Here is a 21,501-nt window from a genome sequence, read left to right on the forward strand (position 1 = left end):
CTACTGGTCAAGACGCTGATCAAACAGGTCAAAGTACTCATGTAAAACCTAATAACGGTCAAACACCAACTGGTACACAGGGTGCCAATGGTGATCAAAATACGCAACAAGGTAATGCAGGTAATAAAGGCAATACAGGCAATACAGGCAATGCAGGTAATAAAGGCAATGCAGGTAATAAAGGCAATACAGATAAAGATGCTAAAGTAAATACTAATGATGATGAAACAAAAACAGATGTTAAAAATGGTACTGAATTACCTGAAACAGGACTAAGTAATGAATATGATTATACAACTACAGTATTTGGTTCTATCGCTTTAATATCTTCACTTCTATTATTAAGACGACAAAGAAAAGAATCTAAATAATACTTAACATCTTTATAACGAGTAAATCGCAATATCGATTTACTCGTTATTTTAATTTCTTAAAAAATAATTTATCACAATATTAAATATTGAATAACTACAAAAGACGAAGAAACTGAATAAGATAAAAAGAGAACACACTCGGTGACAACGTTGATGATTCACGATATAGAGTATTAAATTGCTCTATTCAATTGTTAAGTATTTTTTACATTCGGTCACACATAAATCAATACTCTGTTTTAAAATCAACTAAATTTCTATAAATATAAGAGGCATATTTAAATTAGTTTGATTTTATTATTTATATATCCTTAAAAAAGAGATTCCTTAAATATAGATATGAAGTGTATTGGTAAGACATGATAAATACTTTATTATTGTACTAAATTCCTATAAATAAATTATTCTAGCTACTCTAATTCAAAACAAAAAATCCAACAATCTCACACGAGATTGTTGGATTTATTTCTTGTGTTCTATTATTTAGAAACTACTTCTTCACCATTGTATGAACCACAGTTTTTACATACGCGGTGAGATAATTTGTATTCGCCACAGTTAGGGCATTCAGTCATACCAGGTACTGAAATTTTAAAATGCGTACGGCGTTTATTTTTTCTTGTTTTAGACGTTCTTCTTTTTGGTACTGCCATGATTAATCCTCCTTAGAATAGACACTTAATTCAAAATGTCAGCTCAATTAATAATTATTATATCATTAATTCAACTGCTATTGATCTTTATCGTATAATTGTTGTAATTTTTGAAGCCTTGGATCAACTTTTCTTTGTTCAGAATCACTATCTTGCTCTTTTTGAACTTCAGTCAATTGATCTTCATCAATGACTTCCCAACCATTGCCTTCAGTTAACATTTGATCACTATGTTCAGAATAGGCACGCATAGGTTTTTCAATAATTACAAGCTCTTCAGCAATGTCTTTAATATTAATCATACCGTCAGTTACAAGATGATAATGTTCATCTTCTTGATCGTCACTATCGGTATAACCATCATAGCCTTCCAAATCAAATACTTCTGAAGTAGATACATCAAGAGGCACATCAACTGGTACTAAAGTACGAGCACAAGGCATTGTGTAAGTTCCAGTAACATGCATATCTGCAATCACTTCATTTGATTTGACTGTCAACTGTCCTTCAACATTGATATCTGAAAGATCAATTAAATCTAATGATTCTCTTAAATGCTCAAAATTAACCGTTTGATTAAATTCAAATGGCTTACCTTGATATTTTCTCAATTGTGTTATTGACCATTTCATATGGCTTCACCTCTAACAAGCACAAAATTTATTTTAACTTTCTAAACAAAAGTTGTCAAGATTTTTTCTTAACATACCTCGTTCTGTTACAATACTTATGATGAATACTGAAAAGGAGAAATGCAAATGAAAAGTGTTGGACTGATAACTGAATATAATCCTTTTCATAACGGGCACTTATTTCACGCTTCATTGTCAAAACAACGCTCTGAAACTAATGTAACTATTGCCATTATGAGTGGTAATTTTGTGATGCGTGGAGAACCAGCAATCTATCATAAATTTAAACGTACTGAAATGGCTTTATCTGCTGTAGATTTGGTCGTTGAGCTACCATTGATAGGTAGCCTATCTTCAAGTGATACCTTTGCGGAAATTGCTATTAAAACGGCTCAGTATCTCGATATAGATATTATATCTTTTGGCAGTGAAAGTGCGTCCTTAAAAGATTTACAATATCTTGCAACACAAATGATTGCCTATGAAACACATCCAGTTTTTAAAGAGAAATTAAAACAAGGTAAAAGCTATCCACGAATCTTAAGTGAGTTAACACATAACGACACACTTTTGCAATCCCCAAACAATATTTTAGGAATAAGCTACCTTAAAGCAATGCAGCAATTTGCACCTCGCATGTCAGCATTGACTATTAAAAGAGAAGGTTCACTTCATCATCAAACAGTAATTGATCACCATCATTTTGCAAGTGGAACATCTATTAGGCGTTCTCTAATGAATGATAATGAAGATTGGAAAAATGTGGTCCCAAACCAAATACAATCTCTATATTGTACACCTCATACTACGGTTGAGGATACATTTCCTTTTATCAAACACCAATTAATTACACAGCCAAAAGAGAGCCTTCATTCTATATACACAATAAATGAGGGCTTTGAAAACCGCTTGCAAACAATGATTCATCGAAGTGATTCCTTTGAGTCTCTAATATCAAACCTTAAAACAAAACGTTATACGCAGACATATATTCAACGTGTATTAATGAATGTGTTATTAAATATAACGAAAGATGATGTTAACAAGGAAATTAACGCTGTTAGAGTTTTAGGAATGAGTGAGAAAGGACGTTCGTATTTAAAATATTTAAAAGCGACTTATCCAAATCGTCACTACATTACTAATGTAAATCAAAAGACTGCACATTATTTTAAAAATGAAATTAAAGCGACTCATGTATATAATCTATTAAGTAATCAATCACTGACAGACTTTAACACACCCTTAGTACGCATTTAAATGTTATAAAAGACCCGAAGTCTTACAACTCAAGCATAGTGTTAGATACAAAAAATAATTGTAGTTTAATACCATTGTAGTCAACGTTATTCTTTCACTGACCTGAGCTTTTTTGTCAAATTTCGTATATAGAGTTACCTTTCATCTTTCTATTAACTTTATAATAAAAGAATCTGCTCTATTGGGTGTATCACTTCATATTATATATATATCTTGCTGTAATCATTATGAACAGAAACTGTAACATCTTTTTTGTAGTTTTGTTGTTCATTATAACTAAAATCCCTCAATAGAGTATCTTGTAATTAGATACCCTATCGAGGGATTTTTGACTGGATAGTTAAGAGGTGACAGCCATTTCATATATAGAACTAAATGACTGTTAGACACCCCTATATGTACAGTCGCCTCAGACATTAAATTTCTTTTTTAATGCTCTTTCGACATGAGGCGGTACAAAAGGTGAAATATCCGCTTGATATGCAGCTACTTCTTTAACTATACTTGAACTTATAAATGAATAGTTTGCACTTGTCATCATGTACATTGTTTCAATATTACTATTTAACTTTTTGTTCATAGAAGTAAGTCGTAGTTCATATTCAAAGTCACTTACAGCTCTCAAACCTCGAATAATTGTCTTTGCACCTACTTGATCACAAAAATCAACAAGCAATCCATTAAAATGATGCACTTGAATATTAGGCAAATGTTTAACTGACTCTTCAATCAACGCCATGCGTTCTTTTGAGTCAAACGTTCCACCTTTACTACTATTTTTTAGTACACAAACATGGATTTCATCAAAGCGATCGGCGCTTCTTTCAATGATATCTAAGTGACCATATGTAATTGGATCAAAACTACCGGGAATAACTGCTCTTGTCTTACTCATATTATTCTCCTTTTTCAAGTAACAAAGTATCTGTCAAACCATAATGATAACGCTTAATCATTTGAAATGGCGCAATTGTTATTTCTTCATTATGACTAAACTCACAAACGATAATACCATTTTCTTTTAATAAGTTAAACTCTGCTATACGAGAAATCGCCTCATTTATAAGCCCTTTATTATAAGGTGGATCTAAAAAAATAACATCGAATTGTACTTCTCGTTTAGCAAGTGCTTTAAGTGCTCTGTCAGCATTATTTTTATAGACTTCTGCTTGTGACATTAAATCCAATTGATTAAGATTAGCTTTTATAACCTTGACCGCTTTAAAATTTTGATCTACAAAAATCATTTTATCCATACCACGTGATAATGCTTCAATGCCTAGTGCACCACTACCGGCAAATAAGTCTAATCCTAAACCAGAAACATCATATAAACTATTAAAAATACCTTCCTTAACTTTATCCATAGTTGGGCGAGTATTTCGCCCCTCTAAACTTTCTAGCGCTTTACTTTTATGCTTACCCGCAATTACACGCATTGACTCACACTTCCATTTCATTCATTTATTTAATATAATTTGAAGATAAAGGAGTTTGATTTATTTATGAAACAATCATTTATTAAAATTGGTGAAGGTTTAACCGATTTATTCGAATTTACTACTCTTATAGAATATAATCATACGCGAATCAATCGTATTGTATATTTCCATACACCTCATTCTGAGAAACAATTATCATCCGTCGCAATAATAATGAACCCTACTGCTGAAAAACATTTCCAGGCCATGTACATCATGACAAATGCATTAAAATATCCCTATCCAGAGGGCAACAAAAAATTCAAGATGATTAATTCAGCTGCAGAAAATTATGACATTCCAGTTGTAGGTATCGACGTACAACCTCCTGATGTGTACCCAGACTTAGAATTATATTTTAACTACCTTATCAGTGTTTTGCGTCTTCAAAGATGGATACCACCTTTGCAATAAATTGATACTCTATTGTATTTCATGTTTTTCTTTTTCATATGTTTTTTTCAAATATTTATATGGAGAACCTTGAATGTCGTGAACGTACTTGAGTTGCATAAGTTTATGAACAATATTGTCAGCATCTGCTTCATTTATATACATCACAACATATTTTCGTTGACGGTTTGAGTGCACGATGTGACCATATTTTCTAATTTGTCGCTCATGTTTCATATGTTTTAAATAAATAATTAAACTCGTTCTAGGAATTATATTCATTTCTTACTCACTCCATTATTTATACATTTGTTATCATATCATGACTTTATAAGTAATGAAATAACTAAGGATTAACCTAAACGATAAAAGTAATATTGAAATTCTATGACTTTAAACTTTATCTATCTTAAAATAATGATGAGAAAAAGTAATCATAACCATCGTACCCAACAATAGTATTGGGGTACACTCACTTTAACTATCACTAGGAGGATTCGATTATGGCTCATTCAAAAAAATGGTTTATTAATGGTACTTTAGCAACAGCCGGTATTATAAGCAGTCTATTTTACTTTTTTAAAAATAAAAATAAACCACCGCAACAATTAAAATCAATTCCACCTTTCTTCTCAGGTCAAGCACCTTACATACTTGCACATAGAGGTGGCATGGCAATGCGTCCAGAGCAAACACAGTTGGCATTTGATAATGCTGTTGAATATGGACTGGATGGCTTTGAAACAGATGTACGACTAACTAAAGATGAACAACTCATTGTTTTTCACGATGCACTTGTCGACCGTACAACTAATGGTTCAGGTAAAGTGAGTGAACATACTCTAGCTGAACTAAAACGCTTAGATGCGGGATATCATTTTACTGATATCAATAATCAAACCCCTTATCGCGGGCATGATAAAGCTAAGATTTTATCATTCGAGGAACTGCTTGAATTGTACCCTAATATGTATATCAATGTGGATTTAAAAGATGCGCCGGACACATATGAAGGTCGTATCGCACCAAAAGTGATTTTCGATAATATCATCAAACATGGGGCACAACATCGAGTGCTCGTTACAAGCTTCCATAAAAAACAAATTCAACGTTTCGCTGAGTATAACCAAGCTGACATTGCTATCGGTGCTAGTGAAGCCGAAGTTGCTGAAGGTTTTCTTAAATTTAATGGCATGTTAGGTCATACATTTAAACCCCAAGCGGACACATTCCAAATGCCAGTTGCATACAAAGGAATTTCATTAACTTCTAAGCGTTTCATTCAATGGCTTAACTTAAATAATATTGTACCCGGTTACTATGGTGTGAATAGTATAGATTTAATGACAGACTTATATCATAAAGGTGTTCATACCTTAGTGACAGATCGCCCAGATTTAGGTCAACAATTTAAAGAAACATTAAAATAAATTGTAATATAAGTTTTTTAATGATTGCTCATTATTAATTTAATTCAAAATACCTAGGACATCCGAATTGTCCTAGGTATTTAACATATCTACCGTGCGTTTCTGAAATGAAAGTACATTTACTTTTAGTCTTTTAACATTAATTTATCTTTAGCTAAATAATGCAATATTTACGATGTCATTATTTAATCTATTTTACTTTGTATATAGTTTGAGCGGTACAAGTATTTTTTTATAAATGAGCATCGTTAAAAATAGAAATGACTTTGATAGAGTGCGAATCTAAAATTTTGTTTTATAAAATGTATATACAGTAGACTTACCTTTCATAAAATTATAATGGACAAAAAGAGGTGTGAAATAGTTTATTAATCCATTTCACGTCTCTTAAAAATGATACAAACCGTTTCCTTCAAAGTAACAAATTCTTAATTACAAAGATTTATCTTTTGTATAACATTAATTACACAAACATAATTCTTTGATATTACTGATTAATTAATGCTTTGATCATGCGTTTTAATTACAATGAACAGTTACATGTGCCACCAGATGCACATCCATCATGTCCAGTTTGGAAGAAAGGATTACCTGTTTCAATTTTTACATGCTCAGAAACAGCAAATGCGATTTTGGACATCACTTCGTCAATTAAATTTTGTAATGCCACTTCCTTTGCTTTATACTCCATTACTACTGGAAGCATTTCATAAGCACGTTTTCGTTGTCGTGTTTCTAACATAATATCTTTGTAGTCGGGATGATATTTTCCAAATCTCATCACATCATCATACTTATCTTTCACTTTTAGAAAAGCTTGATAAAATAGACTTGCCTCATCATCAGCATCTAATTGTATTTTAGCTCGTCGGTATGATACATAAATATCAGATTGTACAATCATATCCGAGATATCCTCAATATCATCTAAAATGTCTAATATTTCTTCAGTAATCACAGAATCATCCTTTATTTACTTTACTTTTCTACAAATATTAATGAGTAGTAATCACTCATCACTTCTCCACCCATTTCATCATACTTATTACTTAACAAGCGCGAGCGATGAATATCAGAATTAATCCAACTATGGATAAGTGTAGGTACATCGTCAAAATCATAACCTACATTTTGACTTGCCGACTTATAACTTACATGGCGCTCATCCAGTTGCTGTGTTAAAGCATTCTCAGTAAACTCCACACTGTCAGATCCTTTATCCGTTGCTTCATACAAATTGATAGCAGCAATACGAGCAATATCGTTATTAACTTTAAGTGATTTTAAATTTTTCATTTCTCTCATTTTATTCGTTACTTCATAGAGTGTAATCAATTGATTAGGATTTTGTTCATGAGGAATTTTATCGTCGGAACTTTCACTAATTCGTCCCTCATCTTCTACTCTATTTAACTTATATGGTTGTAGTGTTGCCAATGTATTTGCATCTAAAAATCTCACTGCCAAAATTTTATTAGTCTGTTGATCAGAATATATTTGAGCATAAACATCTCCATATTTAATTAACGTCTGTGTCTTTAAATCTTCATCAGACATTTCAAATTTATAAGTTTTACCTTTCGTCTTGACAGTTGGTTCTGGATTAATACTAGTATCTTCAAAAATATGAGATGAATTTTCACCTATTTTAAGTGGGCTCACTTTTACACCTTTTCCTGTGGCATAAACTGATGTGATTGTTCCTTTATTAGTACTTACAATATAATATTCATCTTTGTGTTTAAAGACATAATTTTTAAAACCATTTTTATATGGATAAGACCGGTCAGCTTGTCCATAATGATGCGTTAGAGTTTTAATATCTTTTCCAATCCAAGTCCCTATCCCTTCTTTAGGTTTAGGGTTCTCAGCATCCTTATTCGCCTGTTTAAATTGCTCTGTCTTAGTTGTCTTGCTATTTTTATTAGGATTCTCTAGAACATCAAACTTTAAACGTGGTGAGTAAAAGAGATAAATTAAAAATGTCACTAATAATATAACACCAATAACTTTAATTATTAACTTTTTCATCTTTCACCCACCTCTTAATAATTATATATATTGTACAAAAATGTCCTAACCTTTTTCAACATAAGTGAAACGTGTAAACATTCCCCATCATTATTCTTATAAAAAATTTTAAATACTTTTGTATTCTTTATTTATACAAAAGTAAACATGAATGAATTTTCAAACATCTTAAAAGCTAAATATTGAAAAGATATATATCGTATCAGTAAAAAACGACTTCAGTATGATTACAGATCTCGCTTCAATTTATTTAAAATATTTAGATAGGATTTGAGTCATATGTGATATGTAGGTAACTGTAGAAATAGTAGATAATGATTAGGAATAAAAAATTTGTTTATTGTATAATTTATGACAACCTGACAACTAAGTTATCTTCGTTCAGTACATAAAAATACCTGAGACAACCATTTGTGTCTCAGGCTCTTATAAAGAAAATTTATAGACCTAATGTAGCTTTAAGCAATGATGTTGTTTCTCCACCTGGATACAATATATATAACAATACATAAACTGCAACACCAGTAATTGCGGTAAAGAACCAAATTATTGAAGCCCAAGGCCCAATCTTTCTGTGAATATGAAGTTTATCTTTGAAGGCTAAAATGATTTGAATTAAGCCTAAAACGCCACCAACTGTTGCAAGAATGATATGGAAAACTAAGAAAATAGTGTAATAAACTTTAATAGAACTTGGTCCACCGAAAGCTGTATTACCGATAAAAATAGTTCTTGCTGCATAAATAATAAAGAATGTTAAAGCGAAAAAGGCAGCCCATAGCATAATGTTTTTATGCTTATGAACTTGACGTTTCCAAATCAATGTCCAACCAATAGCGACTAAAATCGCACTAATAACAATACACGATGTACTTATCGTTGGTAAAATGGGTACGTTCATAAGTTTCATCCTTACTTAAGTTAATTTATATCATCTTGATTAATGAAACAACTACAACGAGCGCAAAGAATACTACTAAGTAGTTCAATGAATAAATGAACATTTGCGTTGCCCATTTAGTTTGATTAGATTCTTTTCTGAACGTTGTAAAACCTAAAGCTAACCATCCTAAATTAAGTAGTGTAGCAATAACAACAAAAGTTACACCTAAATTAGATAATAAGAATGGTAATGGTAATAATAACACTAACCAAATAAACATGCTTACTCTTGTCCGTTTGAAACCTTTCACTGATGGTAACATAGGAATATTTGCAAGCGCATACTCATCACTACGTTTAATTGCAAGAGCGTAGAAATGGATGGGTTGCCAACAAAAGACAACTAAGAAGAGTGCTACTGCTGGTAAACTTAATGATCCATCGATAGCTACCCAACCAATTAATGGCGGTACAGCTCCAGGAAAACTTCCAACAACAGTATTCCAAGTTGTGTGACGCTTAGACCAAATTGAATAGTAAGATACATATCCAACAATACCAATTAATCCTAAAACACCAGAAGGTATATTTAATAAGAATAAACATGCTTCACCTATTAACATCATCCCAAAACTTAACATTAATAAGTTTCTATCAGATATTCTATCATTTACTGTTGGTCTACTTTGCTTACTTGGCATAATGCGATCAATATCTTGATCATAATAATTATTTAAAGCACAAGCGCCCCCCATAATAAGCGTAGAGCCAACTAGCATCAATAGTATTTGTGGAATGGAAGATAGGAAGGAATGGTTTGTCATTACTATTGCAAGCCATGCGCCTGCAAAAGCAGGTATTAAATTACCTTGAACAAGGCCCATTTTAATAATTTGTTGTAATTCTTTGAAGGATACACGGCCCGTAGTATGTGACAAAGTTTGATCTTTGTTCATAATTCCCCTCCTTAAATTTCTCATATAGTATAATGATATAGTAAATCACATAAAAAGACTAGGTTTTATAAAATTAAATTGTGACACTTTTACGACATTATAAATCGTCAATTTTGTGACACACTTAAAAATGTTATTCTTGATATAATAAGTTAAAAGTAAAAATATGTACATTAATTTAAAGTCATTTTTCTTCAAGTGTCGTATTAAATGAAGTATCAATTAACGAGTCTTTCAATGACTTTATTCTATTATGTAATATTATAATTTAATACTTTAAATTAATGATGGGGTGTTTATCATTGTTTAGAAAGCAAAACCTTAAATGGTTAGGTGTTTTAGCTACGATTATTATGACCTTTGTACAATTAGGTGGCGCCCTCGTAACTAAAACAGGATCAGAAGATGGTTGTGGCTCGTCTTGGCCTTTATGTAACGGCGCTCTACTTCCAGAAAATTTACCAATACAAACAATTATAGAACTGAGTCATCGCGCAGTATCAGCCATTTCACTTATAGTTGTATTATGGCTTGTAATTACAGCTTGGAAAAATATTGGATATATTAAAGAAATCAAACCACTCTCTATTATTAGTGTTGGTTTTTTATTAGTTCAAGCACTTGTAGGTGCTGCTGCTGTGATATGGCAACAAAATCCTTATGTATTAGCACTACATTTTGGTATATCACTTATCAGTTTCTCTTCTGTTTTCTTAATGACATTAATTATTTTCTCAATTGACAAAAAATATGAAGCTGACATTTTATTTATTCACAAACCTTTACGTATCTTAACTTGGTTGATGGCTATCATAGTATACTTAACTATTTATACTGGTGCTTTAGTTAGACATACTAAATCAAGTCTTGCTTATGGTGCTTGGCCTATTCCATTTGATGATATCGTTCCTCATAATGCGCATGATTGGGTACAATTCTCTCACAGAGGTATGGCGCTCATCACTTTTATCTGGATTATGATTACATTTATACACGCTATTAAGAATTATTCAGATAATCGAACTGTACGCTATGGTTATACTGCATCATTTATACTTGTTATCCTTCAAGTTATTACAGGTGCTTTATCAGTCATAACTAATGTCAATTTAATTATTGCGTTATTCCATGCTTTGTTTATCACATACTTATTCGGAATGATTGCTTACTTTATTTTACTAATGTTAAGAACGACGAGAAGTCTAAAATAATTTATTTTTTTCATAAATTTATAACAATTAAAAAGACACGCCACTCAAAATACCATAACGGTAAGATAAGTGGCGTGTTTTAATATATTTAAGTAAAAATAGACCATCTAAATATCTTACTAATCTAGATGGTCATATTAACTATGATTGTTTTTCAATTTCCACTAATAAATCTCCTGTGGCAATGGCATCTCCATTAGCAACATTTATTTGCTTAATAATTCCATCAAATGGCGCCTGAATCGTCGTTTCCATCTTCATTGCTTCAGTGATTAATAATGGTTGATTAGCTTGAACTTCATCACCTACTGACACTTTAACTTCAGTTACAGAACCAGGCATTTGAGCACCAATATGATTTGGATTCGATTTATCCGCCTTAGGTTTAACATTAGCATTCGTTTTTACATTTTCATCTTGAATATAAATACGTCTTGCTTGACCATTCATAGCGTAATAAATTGTACGTTTACCATTCTCATCTGGTTCACTGATTGTTTCTAATTTAATAATTAGACGTTTACCAGTATCAATTTCAATTTCAACTGTTTCACCATTACGCATGCCGAATAAGAATGTCGGTGTATCCAGTAAAGATACATTACCAAATTGCTCTTTAGTTTGAATATATTGTTTATATACCTTCGGATAAAGTACATAACTAATTATATCTTGTTCTGTTACCTCATCTTGTTGTATGTCGCTTAATTCTTGACGGATTGCTTCAAAATCGACTGGCTCCAAGTATTCCCCTGGTCTTTCAGTAATTGGTTGCTGTCCTTTTAAAATAACATCTTGCAATTTCTTGTTGAATCCATTGACAGGTTGTCCAATATCACCTTTAAAGAATGACACAACAGATTCTGGGAAATCTAATTTATAACCATCATTGATGACAGTATCTTCATCAAGATCATTTTGCACCATATATAGTGCCATATCTCCAACTACCTTTGAAGATGGTGTTACTTTTACAAGATCTCCAAACAGGAAGTTGACACGACGATACATCTCTTTGACTTCATCAAAACGTTCACCCAATCCTAAACTTTTAGCTTGTTGACTTAAGTTTGAATATTGGCCACCCGGCATTTCATGTTGATAAATTTCTGTATTTGGTGATTTGATATCACTCTCAAAGTCTGCATAGTAAGGTCTGACTACAGACCAGTAATGACTTAATTCTTCTAAACCATCAATATCAGTTCTTAAATTACGTGGGAATCCATTTAGTGCATAATATAATGAGTTTGCACTTGGTTGACTCGTTAAACCACTCATAGATGCAACAGCAGTATCAATAATATCTACGCCAGCATCAATGGCTTGTTTATATGTCAACAATCCATTTCCACTTGTATCATGTGTATGTAAATGAATTGGAAGATGTGTTGCCTCACGTAATTCACCAATTAATTCGTAAGCTGCCTTCGGTTTCAACAAACCAGCCATATCTTTAATTGCTAAAATATGGAATCCTTCTCTTTCCAGCTCTTTAGCCATTTTAACGTAATAATCTAAAGTATAAATATTAGAACGTTCAGCATTTAAAATATCACCTGTATAGCAAATTGTACCCTCAGATACCATTCCCGCTTCTTGAACAGCTTCATTTGCTACTTTCATTTGATCAACCCAGTTCAATGAGTCGAAAATACGGAAAACATCTACACCAGCTTTTGCACTTTCATGAACGAATTTCTTAATTACGTTATCAGGATAGTTTTTATAACCTACTGCGTTCGAAGCGCGTAATAACATTTGGAATAACACATTCGGAATGGCTTTGCGCAATCTTTCTAAACGTTCCCATGGATTCTCTTTCAAGAAATTATAAGCGACATCAAATGTTGCACCACCCCACATTTCTAATGAAAAACTATCTTTAAACACTTCAGCAGTTTTAGATGCAATGTTCATCATATCTTTTGTTCTTACTCGTGTTGCAAGTAAAGATTGGTGTGCATCTCTAAATGTAGTATCGGTAATTAAAACATCTTCTTGTTCTCTCACCCAATTTGCAACACCTGTTGGTCCATGTTGCTCAAGGATTTGTTTTGTTCCAGATAACTGATTGATTTTCTTTTGAGAAATTTTTGGGATTTTGGTAGATTCATATTCTGGTTTTGGACGCTTTTCTACATTAGGAAATCCGTTTATCGTCACATTACCAATATACTCTAAAGTCTTGGTACCTCTATCCAATGTCGGTGCAATATCGAAAAGTTCAGGTGTTTCTTCAATAAATTTAGTAGTATAATCACCACTTCTAAATTTATCATTACGCATAACATTGATGAGAAATGGAATATTCGTTTTTACACCACGAATTCGCATTTCGCGTAATGAACGTTCCATTTTCTCTTCAGCTTGTTTAAATGAAACGGCATGTGTAGAAAGCTTAACTAATAGTGAATCGTAGTAAGGTGAAATTTCTGCACCTTGGAATCCATCACCTGCATCAAGTCTCACTCCGAAACCGCCACTTGATCGATATGCAATAATTGTGCCAGAATCTGGCATAAAATCATTAGTAGGATCTTCAGTTGTTATACGACATTGTATCGCATACCCTAAAGTTTGTATTTCATTTTGGTGTGGCATAGAGATTTTATCTCCAAATAACGATTCTCCATCAGCAACTAAAATTTGCGTTTTTACAATGTCTATACCAGTAATCATTTCGGTAATTGTATGCTCAACTTGAACACGTGGATTAACCTCAATGAAGAAAAATTCATCTCCAGAAACTAAAAATTCCACTGTTCCAGCGTTGACATATTTAATATTTTTCATCAGTTGAATTGCGGCATCACAAATTCGCTCTCTTAATTTGTTAGAAAGACCTACTGAAGGTGCAACTTCAACGACCTTTTGATGACGTCTTTGCACGGAGCAATCTCTTTCATACAAATGAATGATATTTCCGAATTCGTCACCAATAACTTGAACTTCTATATGCTTTGGATTATCAATATATCTTTCAATATAAACTTCACTATTACCAAATGACTTTTCGGCTTCTGATTTCGCACGATGGAAAGCGTCTTCTAACTCGCTTGATTCACGAACGATTCGCATACCTTTACCGCCGCCACCGCTAGTGGCCTTAATCATAAGTGGGTAACCTGCTTCATTAGCAAACTGTTCTGCAGCTTCAAAACTTTCAATAGGACCATCTGTACCTGGGATTACAGGTAAGTTAGCGTTAATAGCAGTTGTTCTTGCCTTAACCTTATCTCCGAACATGTCTAGATGTTCTAGATGCGGACCTATAAATTTAATGCCTTCCTCAGCACATCGGCGTGCAAATTGCTCATTTTCACTTAAAAAACCATACCCAGGATGAATTGCATCGACACCCGCGCGAAGAGCTACTTCGATGATACGTTCGATATTCAAATAACTTTCAGCAGGTCCTAAGTCACTTCCCACTAAATAGGATTCATCTGCTTTATATCTATGTAACGAACTTTTATCTTCATTAGAATAAATTGCTACTGTACTAATATTTAATTCTGCTGCCGCTCTAAAAATTCTAATAGCGATTTCACCACGGTTAGCAACAAGTAATTTCTTTATTTGTTTCAAAAGCCAAGACACCCCTTAGAATGTTACGAATTTTCTAAATAATTAGATAATAAAATTTTATCTCAAATGATTGAATAATTCTATAGTAATTCATGAAAGAATCATATCATTTATCAATTTGTAACATTTAATTAAATAAATTAGTTCAAACTGACTGCACTATGTGTAAGTTAAGTTGTCAGTCAATTACTAGAAAACTTATAAATGTTAATAACTTAATATTATCATCTATATAAGAATGACGCTAGTTAAAGTATGCAGATTTACAGAATCTTAAATTATGATCATGAGTAGTGACTAACTATACCAAATATTATGATATGAAAAACCCAAGAGGAATAATTTACATTCATCTTGGGCTATAGTCTTAACTTGATATTATAAATTTTATATACTATTTAATTAATTATATCGACGTTTAATATCTACCTTACGTTGTTTCAGTCGTTTATCATCTTGTTTTATCTGTTTTGCTGTAATAAGCAGTAACCCCATGGCTATACTTAAACTAATCATCGATGAACCACCAAAACTGATAAATGGTAACGGTACACCAGTAAGTGGAATTGTGGCAGAAATACCACCGATATTTACAAATGTTTGGCTTCCGATATAACTAGCTATCCCAACGCAAACTAATTTATAAAAATACGATTGCGTTTTATTAGCAAGTTGGAAAGCACGATATACAATAAAGTACTCTAAAATTAAAACGATTAAGCCACCGATTAATCCCATCTCTTCACAAATAATAGCAAATATGAAGTCTGTATGTGGCTCTGGCAAATAACCAAGCTTCATAATACTATTTCCTAGACCACGTCCGAACAACCCACCATTGCCAATTGCCAAAAGAGAATTAGAAATATGATATCCCGTACCTGATTCTTGACTAAAGGGATTGGTTAACGTACTAAAACGTGCCTGCAAATAACTTGGAACCATGTCTAACATGAACATAAATGTAGCTACGATGATAAAACCAATAGCTACCAAAGTACCCCATTTTAGCATATTCTGCACACCGATACCTGAGTAAAAAATAATTGAGAAGAATATGATCACAATTAGCATTGTTTGACCAACATCTTTTTGAAAAAGAACAAGTATCAAACATGTTACAACAAACAAAATTGGTCCTAATATTAATTTAATATTATGTCTCACCGCAGGCATCTTCTTTTCAATCATAAATGGTATGTATAGAATTATTGCAATCTTCAATAACTCCGAAGCTTGTAAGTTCATGAATCCTAAGTTAATCCAACTTTTAGAACCATTGATATTTTTTCCTATTACTAAAGTTAGTAGTAAAAGTATAAAAATTCCAATCATCATACCTTTTTGAACATTAGGCTTTTTTAATATTTTAACATTCATAATAAAAGCCATAAAAAATACGATAATAAAGCTCATGATAACGTATAAAAGTTGTCGATTGTAAAAGTATGTACCTGAAACTGGTACTCCCCCGGTTAAAGTACCTTTTGTAGCTGCAACCATGCTTGCGCTATAAACCATTACTAATCCAATCAAACAGAGGACAACATAAGTTATTAACAATGGATAATCGATAAATTTAGAAGTCTTTCCAATATATCGCATTATATTTTTAAAATTTTTCATATACTAGATCTTCCAATACTAAATGATTAAAATTTATCTCTTTGTTGACTTAGTAAAACACATCGCTACTAAAAAGCGTTCTTATCTATTATATACTTCAACGTATCTATTAAACAAATATAAACAAATACATCTACCATTAAAAACCACGATTTAAATTTACTTTAACAGTATTTGAGAGAAGTGAGCGTTTTTTAGTCTGCTTTCAAATCAATTTCACTTTTAAAGCTTACAACAAAAAAGACCGAGAAAGATATCAGAATTAATATCAACTCAGTCATTTATGCGATGATTGACTCGCACAATTAATCATCTATCAATATTTTCTTTAAACATAAGACATTATGCATACTCTCAACTTAGCGAATACATTATTTTTACAATTAATTGCAAATAAAAAGTTTAAACATTCGTAAATGCTTCATGCAATTTAGAAAGTTCTTTTTCAAGTCTTAGCATTAATTGCTTACCATCTTCTTTATCAACTAATCCAAGTTGAACTGCGAAATCAACTTCCTTTTGTAAACCAAACATTTGAGTATCTAAAACCTCTTCATAAAGTGGACAAGAAGGTAAAGTTAAGTTATCCATTTGAACTTTAATTAGATGTAATATTCTGTCTGCATCTTTATTCAATTGGTCATATGCCGCACTATTTAACTTCGATTGGTTAGACATGACATATTCCCCCTATCGTTTCAATTAATATCTTCACAATAGAAGTTTATCCTACTGAAAGTTAAAAAGCAAGCGAATTTAAATTAAGTGAAAGCGATTTTGTGTTAAAATAATAAAAGATAAAAATTTAGGGAGTGGGCATTTATGATTCAAATAAAAGGAGCAGTCAATTTCCCTATTTCATTGGATAGTACGACTTGGATATTTGACGATAGAAAAGTTACTATTGATGATTTAGAACGTGGGGTATTTGATGGTAGTAGACCCATCAACTTTGATGATAACAAGGAATGGAACCGTGCTATTTTAGAAGGACAAACAAATCCACCAACGCTTGATTCTGAAATTAAATATAAAAAACGTTCGGTTTTAGATGAGACATTTGTGATAAATATGACACCATTTTTCAAAAATGCTGAACCCATGGAGAATGCTAGCACAATAAAACTTTCTAATAAAGATTACTCTATCAATGTACCCATGGACTTATTACCTTATTTGTTCTTTCAATTTTCTAGGAATGGCAAACGTTTATATAGTGATAATGCCGTTGATAGTTTTATATATATACCTGAGGAAGGATACTCTCATCAATTTAAGTATGTCACACATATAGAGGTGCTTTAATATGAGAAAGGTTCAATGTATTATTTGCGATACTAAGGTTTTTATTGATGAACATACAGTCGAGGCTAAACGCTTAAGAAATAATCCTATACGCACTTTCATGTGTGATGATTGTAAAAGTAGACTCGATACACCTAAACAAAGCAAACGAGATTAAAATGATATATTTGAAAATTTCAAAGTATCTAACATAAATAAATGGTGCAACCTTAATAATGAAAATTATTACTGTGGTTGCACCATTTGTTATATAACTAAGTTATTGTTCGTCCTGCATTAATTGTTTAACTCTTTTCGCTTCTTTTTCACGGGCAGATTTATTAAGTATTTTCTTTCTTAAGCGAATACTTTCAGGAGTTACTTCCACCAATTCATCATCATTAATAAATTGTAACGCTTCTTCTAATGTTAAAATTCTAGGACGATTCATCGTTTGTGTTTGATCTTTAGTAGCTGAACGTACGTTTGTTTGATGCTTTGCTTTAGTAATATTTACTGTTAAATCGTTCTCACGGTTATGTTCACCAACAATCATACCTTCATATACTTCAGTACCTGGTTCCATAAAGTTAACACCACGATCTTCTAAGTTAATAATCGCATAGGAAGTTGCTTGACCTTGGTCCATAGAAATCAACGCACCATTACGTCTACCACCGATTTGAGCTTTAACTCGTGGTCTAAATTCTTCAAATGTATGGTTAATAATTCCATAACCACGTGTCATAGACATAAATTCAGTAGTATAACCAATCATACCGCGTGCAGGTACCATAAAGATTAAACGCGTCAAACCATTGTCGGTTGTCATCATATCTAACATTTCACCTTTTCGTGCACCTAATGATTCAATCACTGCCCCGGCATTTTCAGAAGGCACTTCACATTGTACACGCTCAAATGGTTCACTTAACACACCATCGATTTCTCTTAAAATAACTTGAGGTTTAGAAACCTGTAATTCAAAGCCTTCTCGTCTCATGTTTTCAATAAGAATAGACAAGTGTAGTTCACCACGACCAGCAACAACCCATGAATCTGGTTGATCAGTCGGTGTAACTTTTAAAGAAACATCTGTTTCAAGTTGTTGATCTAATCTTTCTTGAATTTGTCGAGCTGTTACATAATCACCTTCACGTCCAGCAAATGGAGAGTTATTTACTTTAAAAGTCATTTCTAGGGTTGGTTCATCAATACGTAACACAGGTAATGGGTCACGATGATCATGTGGTGTAACTGTTTCACCAACGTTAATATCTTCCATACCTGAAACAGCTATTAAGTCTCCTGCTTGTGCTTCTTCAATTTCTTCACGTTTAAGACCAAAGTAACCAAATATTTTCGTCACACGAAAGTTCTTAACTGTACCATCTAATTTAATTAGTGATACATTATCACCTACACGCATTTTACCTCTAAACACACGTCCAACGCCTATACGACCAACATAATCATTATAGTCTAGTAAAGCAATTTGGAATTGTAATGGTTCATCTGAATTATCTACTGGTGCCGGTACATAGTCAATAATCGTCTCATATAGGGATTGCATATTTTCGTCCTGGTTTTCAGAGTCTAGACTTGCTGTTCCATTCACAGCTGAAGCATAAACAACTGGGAAGTCTAATTGCTCATCATTCGCTTCCAATTCAATGAATAAGTCTAATACTTCATCTACAACTCCCTCAGGTCTAGCTGCTGGTTTATCAATTTTATTCACAACTACAACCTGTTTTAGGTTTTGTTCTAAAGCTTTTTTAAGAACAAAACGAGTTTGAGGCATTGTACCTTCATATGCGTCAACCACTAGTACTACACCGTCAACCATTTTCATGATACGTTCAACTTCACCACCAAAATCGGCGTGTCCAGGTGTGTCTAATATATTGATACGCGTACCTTTATAATCTATCGCTGTATTTTTAGCAAGAATCGTAATACCACGTTCTCTTTCTAAATCATTAGAGTCCATTGCACGCTCGTCGACATGTTCGTTTTCACGAAATATACCTGATTGTTTAAGCAACTGGTCTACTAATGTTGTTTTACCATGGTCGACATGCGCAATAATCGCTATATTACGAACATCTTCTCTTAAATTAGTCATTTTATAAATTCCTTTCTTTTGTATACTCCCACTTTTAATTGCAACTGTTTTATTATATCATATATTATTGAAAAGATAAGTAAAAGGTGGGGTATGGGATGCAACAAAAAAAATCTAAAGGCATTTTCTGGATCTTCTCAATATTGGCTGTCGTTTTTTTAACATTATTTAGTTTCGCATTAGGTGCTGCTAATGTTCCAATGATGATTTTAACATTTATACTTCTCATTGCAACATTTGGTGTTGGGTTCAGTGTGAAAAAGAAATATCGCAAAAACAATTGGCTTTAAAAATTTATTTATCATTATATTGATTTCATTAAAAGCACGCAAAGACAGTTATTGAACGTAATTATAATACTGATATGAACTTGCATCTTTAAATCAAATATTATAAGTCTTGGACACTATCAATTTTTGATTTACTAAATTTTAAATCTAACACTTTTCATAACAGTGAGTTATTTATGATGAACATAATCAATCGAGGTAGAGTAGACGGAATTTAACTTGAATTCGTCGTTTCACTCGGGTAAAGATTCTTCACCTAGATGATTCGTAGAATGAACTGAGTGAAATTCTCTCTGATGTGACCTACAATTCATTATGAAATAACCCTCATATCAGTACATTTTCAATTCAGTCATTGACCGTCTACACATTATGAAAGCCTAGGTCAACAACTATGCCCTAGGCTTTTATATTTTTTATAAAGAGATAACTCAACAATACTTATATCAAACTTTTAGTGGTTCTAAACTCCTTATAAGACGTTCTTCAAATTAAGGTTTGAAGAACAAAGAAATTTGAAATTTTCATATTTAAAGAAAATAGATAATTCTTTAACTCTATTGATTCCGTCTTTCTATCTCTTTCCAAATCTTTTTTCATGGAGTGTAATAAGCGTATCTCTTTGCTGATTTAAATGATGGTTTAATATTTCACGATGAAGGCTAGGATTTGCTATTAATATTGAATTCGGTTGATTGAAGTCTAATTTATCGCCTAATAAGTTGGTTCCTATCCCGCCTACTTCGTTCAAAATCAACAATCCACCTGCAAAATCCCACGGTTGTAATCTAGGTGTAACGTAAGCCGCCAATTGACCTTTCGCTACACTAATAATTTCTAATGCTGCACTACCATATGCTCGTGCACTTCTTGCCTCATTCACTATTGAACTAAAAATATCACTAAGTATTGGTTTCGTAAGCCAATTAGGATTAATACCTATAATACTTCTTTTAAGTTCGGTGTTTTGAATCATTTCAAGTTTATGTGTGTTTTCAAATGCACCCTGTCCAACCTTTGCATGATATAAAACATCTTTCATGACATCATAAACAAAACCTGCATAAGGCTTCCCATCATGATAAATACCAATAGAGATGGCAAAATTTTCTTTTTGGTGAACAAAATTAAGCGTTCCATCAATCGGATCAATAACCCAAATAACCCCATTTAAATACTCGAGATTATGACCATGCCCCTCTTCGCCAATAACCTGATGATCTGGATAATTATGAAGAATCGTTTCATATAGATAATTCTCTGTCGCCTTATCCACATT

The 21,501-nt window shown here is 32.4% G+C and carries 21 protein-coding genes and 1 pseudogene; 8 read left to right on the forward strand and 14 right to left on the reverse strand.

Annotation, left to right across the window (positions count from 1 at the left end; genetic code table 11):
- Nucleotides 1-371, forward strand: a pseudogene (locus HMPREF2663_RS07775) (signal peptide protein); the annotation flags it as partial.
- A gap of 482 nt (nt 372-853) precedes the next feature.
- On the opposite strand, the gene rpmF reads toward HMPREF2663_RS07775, so the two are convergent.
- Both rpmF and HMPREF2663_RS07785 read right to left on the reverse strand, forming a co-directional pair.
- A complete protein-coding gene (rpmF, locus tag HMPREF2663_RS07780; protein ID WP_001830121.1) occupies nt 854-1,027 on the reverse strand; it encodes a 50S ribosomal protein L32 in 174 nt (57 codons plus the stop codon).
- Nucleotides 1,028-1,104: 77 nt separating this feature from the next.
- The gene (locus tag HMPREF2663_RS07785) at nt 1,105-1,659 is read right to left on the reverse strand and encodes a YceD family protein (protein WP_001830128.1); all 555 of its coding nucleotides are present in this window, start codon (nt 1,657-1,659) and stop codon (nt 1,105-1,107) included.
- Between the two features lie 126 nt (nt 1,660-1,785).
- On the opposite strand from HMPREF2663_RS07785, the gene HMPREF2663_RS07790 reads away from it, so the two are divergent.
- Nucleotides 1,786-2,919: a nucleotidyltransferase gene (locus HMPREF2663_RS07790; protein ID WP_002475920.1), complete on the forward strand. Its 1,134-nt coding sequence runs from the start codon at nt 1,786-1,788 to the stop codon at nt 2,917-2,919.
- Nucleotides 2,920-3,328: 409 nt separating this feature from the next.
- Here the strand turns inward: HMPREF2663_RS07790 and coaD are convergent, their stop codons facing one another.
- Nucleotides 3,329-3,814, reverse strand: coding sequence for a pantetheine-phosphate adenylyltransferase (coaD, locus tag HMPREF2663_RS07795; protein ID WP_002457427.1), 486 nt, complete (start codon nt 3,812-3,814; stop codon nt 3,329-3,331).
- 1 nt (nt 3,815) lies between these two features.
- Nucleotides 3,816-4,358 carry a 16S rRNA (guanine(966)-N(2))-methyltransferase RsmD gene (gene rsmD, locus HMPREF2663_RS07800; protein WP_002457428.1) on the reverse strand — a complete coding sequence of 181 codons (543 nt, stop codon included), beginning with the start codon at nt 4,356-4,358 and terminating at the stop codon, nt 3,816-3,818.
- Between the two features lie 66 nt (nt 4,359-4,424).
- On the opposite strand from rsmD, the gene HMPREF2663_RS07805 reads away from it, so the two are divergent.
- Nucleotides 4,425-4,814 carry a DUF7147 family protein gene (locus tag HMPREF2663_RS07805; RefSeq protein WP_002457429.1) on the forward strand — a complete coding sequence of 130 codons (390 nt, stop codon included), beginning with the start codon at nt 4,425-4,427 and terminating at the stop codon, nt 4,812-4,814.
- Nucleotides 4,815-4,823: 9 nt separating this feature from the next.
- Here the strand turns inward: HMPREF2663_RS07805 and HMPREF2663_RS07810 are convergent, their stop codons facing one another.
- On the reverse strand, nt 4,824-5,075 hold the full coding sequence (locus HMPREF2663_RS07810) for a DUF2129 domain-containing protein (protein WP_002439362.1): 252 nt from the start codon (nt 5,073-5,075) through the stop codon (nt 4,824-4,826).
- A 221-nt stretch (nt 5,076-5,296) separates the two neighbouring features.
- Here HMPREF2663_RS07810 and HMPREF2663_RS07815 point away from each other — a divergent pair, with 221 nt between their 5' ends.
- A complete protein-coding gene (locus HMPREF2663_RS07815) occupies nt 5,297-6,223 on the forward strand; it encodes a glycerophosphodiester phosphodiesterase family protein (protein WP_002457431.1) in 927 nt (308 codons plus the stop codon).
- Between the two features lie 523 nt (nt 6,224-6,746).
- On the opposite strand, the gene HMPREF2663_RS07820 is transcribed toward HMPREF2663_RS07815, so the two are convergent.
- The 4 genes from HMPREF2663_RS07820 to cyoE all read right to left on the reverse strand — a co-directional run bounded on the left by HMPREF2663_RS07820 (nt 6,747) and on the right by cyoE (nt 10,092).
- Nucleotides 6,747-7,181, reverse strand: a complete 435-nt coding sequence (locus tag HMPREF2663_RS07820) for a YlbF/YmcA family competence regulator (protein ID WP_002475938.1) — start codon at nt 7,179-7,181, stop codon at nt 6,747-6,749.
- A 20-nt stretch (nt 7,182-7,201) separates the two neighbouring features.
- Nucleotides 7,202-8,254: a CAP-associated domain-containing protein gene (locus HMPREF2663_RS07825; protein WP_002490076.1), complete on the reverse strand. Its 1,053-nt coding sequence runs from the start codon at nt 8,252-8,254 to the stop codon at nt 7,202-7,204.
- A gap of 439 nt (nt 8,255-8,693) precedes the next feature.
- Nucleotides 8,694-9,155, reverse strand: coding sequence for a DUF420 domain-containing protein (locus HMPREF2663_RS07830; protein WP_002457433.1), 462 nt, complete (start codon nt 9,153-9,155; stop codon nt 8,694-8,696).
- Nucleotides 9,156-9,180: 25 nt separating this feature from the next.
- Complete coding sequence (gene cyoE / locus HMPREF2663_RS07835) at nt 9,181-10,092, reverse strand: heme o synthase (RefSeq protein WP_002457434.1); 912 nt, start codon at nt 10,090-10,092, stop codon at nt 9,181-9,183.
- Between the two features lie 302 nt (nt 10,093-10,394).
- On the opposite strand from cyoE, the gene HMPREF2663_RS07840 reads away from it, so the two are divergent.
- Nucleotides 10,395-11,303 carry a COX15/CtaA family protein gene (locus HMPREF2663_RS07840; protein ID WP_002457435.1) on the forward strand — a complete coding sequence of 303 codons (909 nt, stop codon included), beginning with the start codon at nt 10,395-10,397 and terminating at the stop codon, nt 11,301-11,303.
- A gap of 141 nt (nt 11,304-11,444) precedes the next feature.
- Here HMPREF2663_RS07840 and HMPREF2663_RS07845 read toward each other — a convergent pair whose 3' ends face one another.
- The 3 genes from HMPREF2663_RS07845 to HMPREF2663_RS07855 form a co-directional block, all read right to left on the reverse strand.
- Nucleotides 11,445-14,894, reverse strand: a complete 3,450-nt coding sequence (locus HMPREF2663_RS07845) for a pyruvate carboxylase (protein WP_002491592.1) — start codon at nt 14,892-14,894, stop codon at nt 11,445-11,447.
- Nucleotides 14,895-15,296: 402 nt separating this feature from the next.
- The gene (gene ftsW / locus HMPREF2663_RS07850) at nt 15,297-16,520 is read right to left on the reverse strand and encodes a cell division peptidoglycan polymerase FtsW (protein WP_002475923.1); all 1,224 of its coding nucleotides are present in this window, start codon (nt 16,518-16,520) and stop codon (nt 15,297-15,299) included.
- A 402-nt stretch (nt 16,521-16,922) separates the two neighbouring features.
- Nucleotides 16,923-17,198, reverse strand: coding sequence for an Fpa/YlaN family protein (locus HMPREF2663_RS07855; protein WP_001830079.1), 276 nt, complete (start codon nt 17,196-17,198; stop codon nt 16,923-16,925).
- A 144-nt stretch (nt 17,199-17,342) separates the two neighbouring features.
- Between HMPREF2663_RS07855 and HMPREF2663_RS07860 the strand changes: the two genes are divergently transcribed.
- Both HMPREF2663_RS07860 and HMPREF2663_RS07865 read left to right on the forward strand, forming a co-directional pair.
- Nucleotides 17,343-17,825, forward strand: coding sequence for a hypothetical protein (locus HMPREF2663_RS07860; protein ID WP_002457438.1), 483 nt, complete (start codon nt 17,343-17,345; stop codon nt 17,823-17,825).
- A 1-nt stretch (nt 17,826) separates the two neighbouring features.
- Complete coding sequence (locus tag HMPREF2663_RS07865; protein ID WP_002446186.1) at nt 17,827-17,982, forward strand: DUF2197 domain-containing protein; 156 nt, start codon at nt 17,827-17,829, stop codon at nt 17,980-17,982.
- 102 nt (nt 17,983-18,084) lie between these two features.
- Here the strand turns inward: HMPREF2663_RS07865 and typA are convergent, their stop codons facing one another.
- On the reverse strand, nt 18,085-19,932 hold the full coding sequence (typA, locus tag HMPREF2663_RS07870) for a translational GTPase TypA (RefSeq protein WP_070846151.1): 1,848 nt from the start codon (nt 19,930-19,932) through the stop codon (nt 18,085-18,087).
- A 98-nt stretch (nt 19,933-20,030) separates the two neighbouring features.
- Here typA and HMPREF2663_RS07875 point away from each other — a divergent pair, with 98 nt between their 5' ends.
- Complete coding sequence (locus HMPREF2663_RS07875) at nt 20,031-20,222, forward strand: DUF5325 family protein (RefSeq protein ID WP_002446184.1); 192 nt, start codon at nt 20,031-20,033, stop codon at nt 20,220-20,222.
- Between the two features lie 574 nt (nt 20,223-20,796).
- On the opposite strand, the gene HMPREF2663_RS07880 is transcribed toward HMPREF2663_RS07875, so the two are convergent.
- Nucleotides 20,797-21,501 (reverse strand): inositol monophosphatase family protein (locus HMPREF2663_RS07880; RefSeq protein ID WP_070846153.1); only part of this gene is annotated, 705 nt, incomplete at its 5' end.

The sequence above is a fragment of the Staphylococcus sp. HMSC077D08 genome (assembly GCF_001837945.1).
In the GTDB taxonomy this organism is placed as follows: Bacteria; Bacillota; Bacilli; order Staphylococcales; family Staphylococcaceae; genus Staphylococcus; species Staphylococcus epidermidis.

Coding starts and splice junctions, on each gene's coding strand:
- HMPREF2663_RS07875 (WP_002446184.1), top strand. CDS start 20,031: ATGCAACAAAAAAAATCTAAAGGCATTTTCTGGATCTTCTCAATATTG.
- HMPREF2663_RS07805 (WP_002457429.1), top strand. CDS start 4,425: ATGAAACAATCATTTATTAAAATTGGTGAAGGTTTAACCGATTTATTC.
- HMPREF2663_RS07790 (WP_002475920.1), top strand. CDS start 1,786: ATGAAAAGTGTTGGACTGATAACTGAATATAATCCTTTTCATAACGGG.
- HMPREF2663_RS07815 (WP_002457431.1), top strand. CDS start 5,297: ATGGCTCATTCAAAAAAATGGTTTATTAATGGTACTTTAGCAACAGCC.
- rpmF (WP_001830121.1), bottom strand. CDS start 1,027: ATGGCAGTACCAAAAAGAAGAACGTCTAAAACAAGAAAAAATAAACGC.
- HMPREF2663_RS07865 (WP_002446186.1), top strand. CDS start 17,827: ATGAGAAAGGTTCAATGTATTATTTGCGATACTAAGGTTTTTATTGAT.
- ftsW (WP_002475923.1), bottom strand. CDS start 16,520: ATGAAAAATTTTAAAAATATAATGCGATATATTGGAAAGACTTCTAAA.
- HMPREF2663_RS07830 (WP_002457433.1), bottom strand. CDS start 9,155: ATGAACGTACCCATTTTACCAACGATAAGTACATCGTGTATTGTTATT.
- coaD (WP_002457427.1), bottom strand. CDS start 3,814: ATGAGTAAGACAAGAGCAGTTATTCCCGGTAGTTTTGATCCAATTACA.
- rsmD (WP_002457428.1), bottom strand. CDS start 4,358: ATGCGTGTAATTGCGGGTAAGCATAAAAGTAAAGCGCTAGAAAGTTTA.
- HMPREF2663_RS07810 (WP_002439362.1), bottom strand. CDS start 5,075: ATGAATATAATTCCTAGAACGAGTTTAATTATTTATTTAAAACATATG.
- HMPREF2663_RS07785 (WP_001830128.1), bottom strand. CDS start 1,659: ATGAAATGGTCAATAACACAATTGAGAAAATATCAAGGTAAGCCATTT.
- HMPREF2663_RS07860 (WP_002457438.1), top strand. CDS start 17,343: ATGATTCAAATAAAAGGAGCAGTCAATTTCCCTATTTCATTGGATAGT.
- HMPREF2663_RS07855 (WP_001830079.1), bottom strand. CDS start 17,198: ATGTCTAACCAATCGAAGTTAAATAGTGCGGCATATGACCAATTGAAT.
- cyoE (WP_002457434.1), bottom strand. CDS start 10,092: ATGAACAAAGATCAAACTTTGTCACATACTACGGGCCGTGTATCCTTC.
- HMPREF2663_RS07825 (WP_002490076.1), bottom strand. CDS start 8,254: ATGAAAAAGTTAATAATTAAAGTTATTGGTGTTATATTATTAGTGACA.
- typA (WP_070846151.1), bottom strand. CDS start 19,932: ATGACTAATTTAAGAGAAGATGTTCGTAATATAGCGATTATTGCGCAT.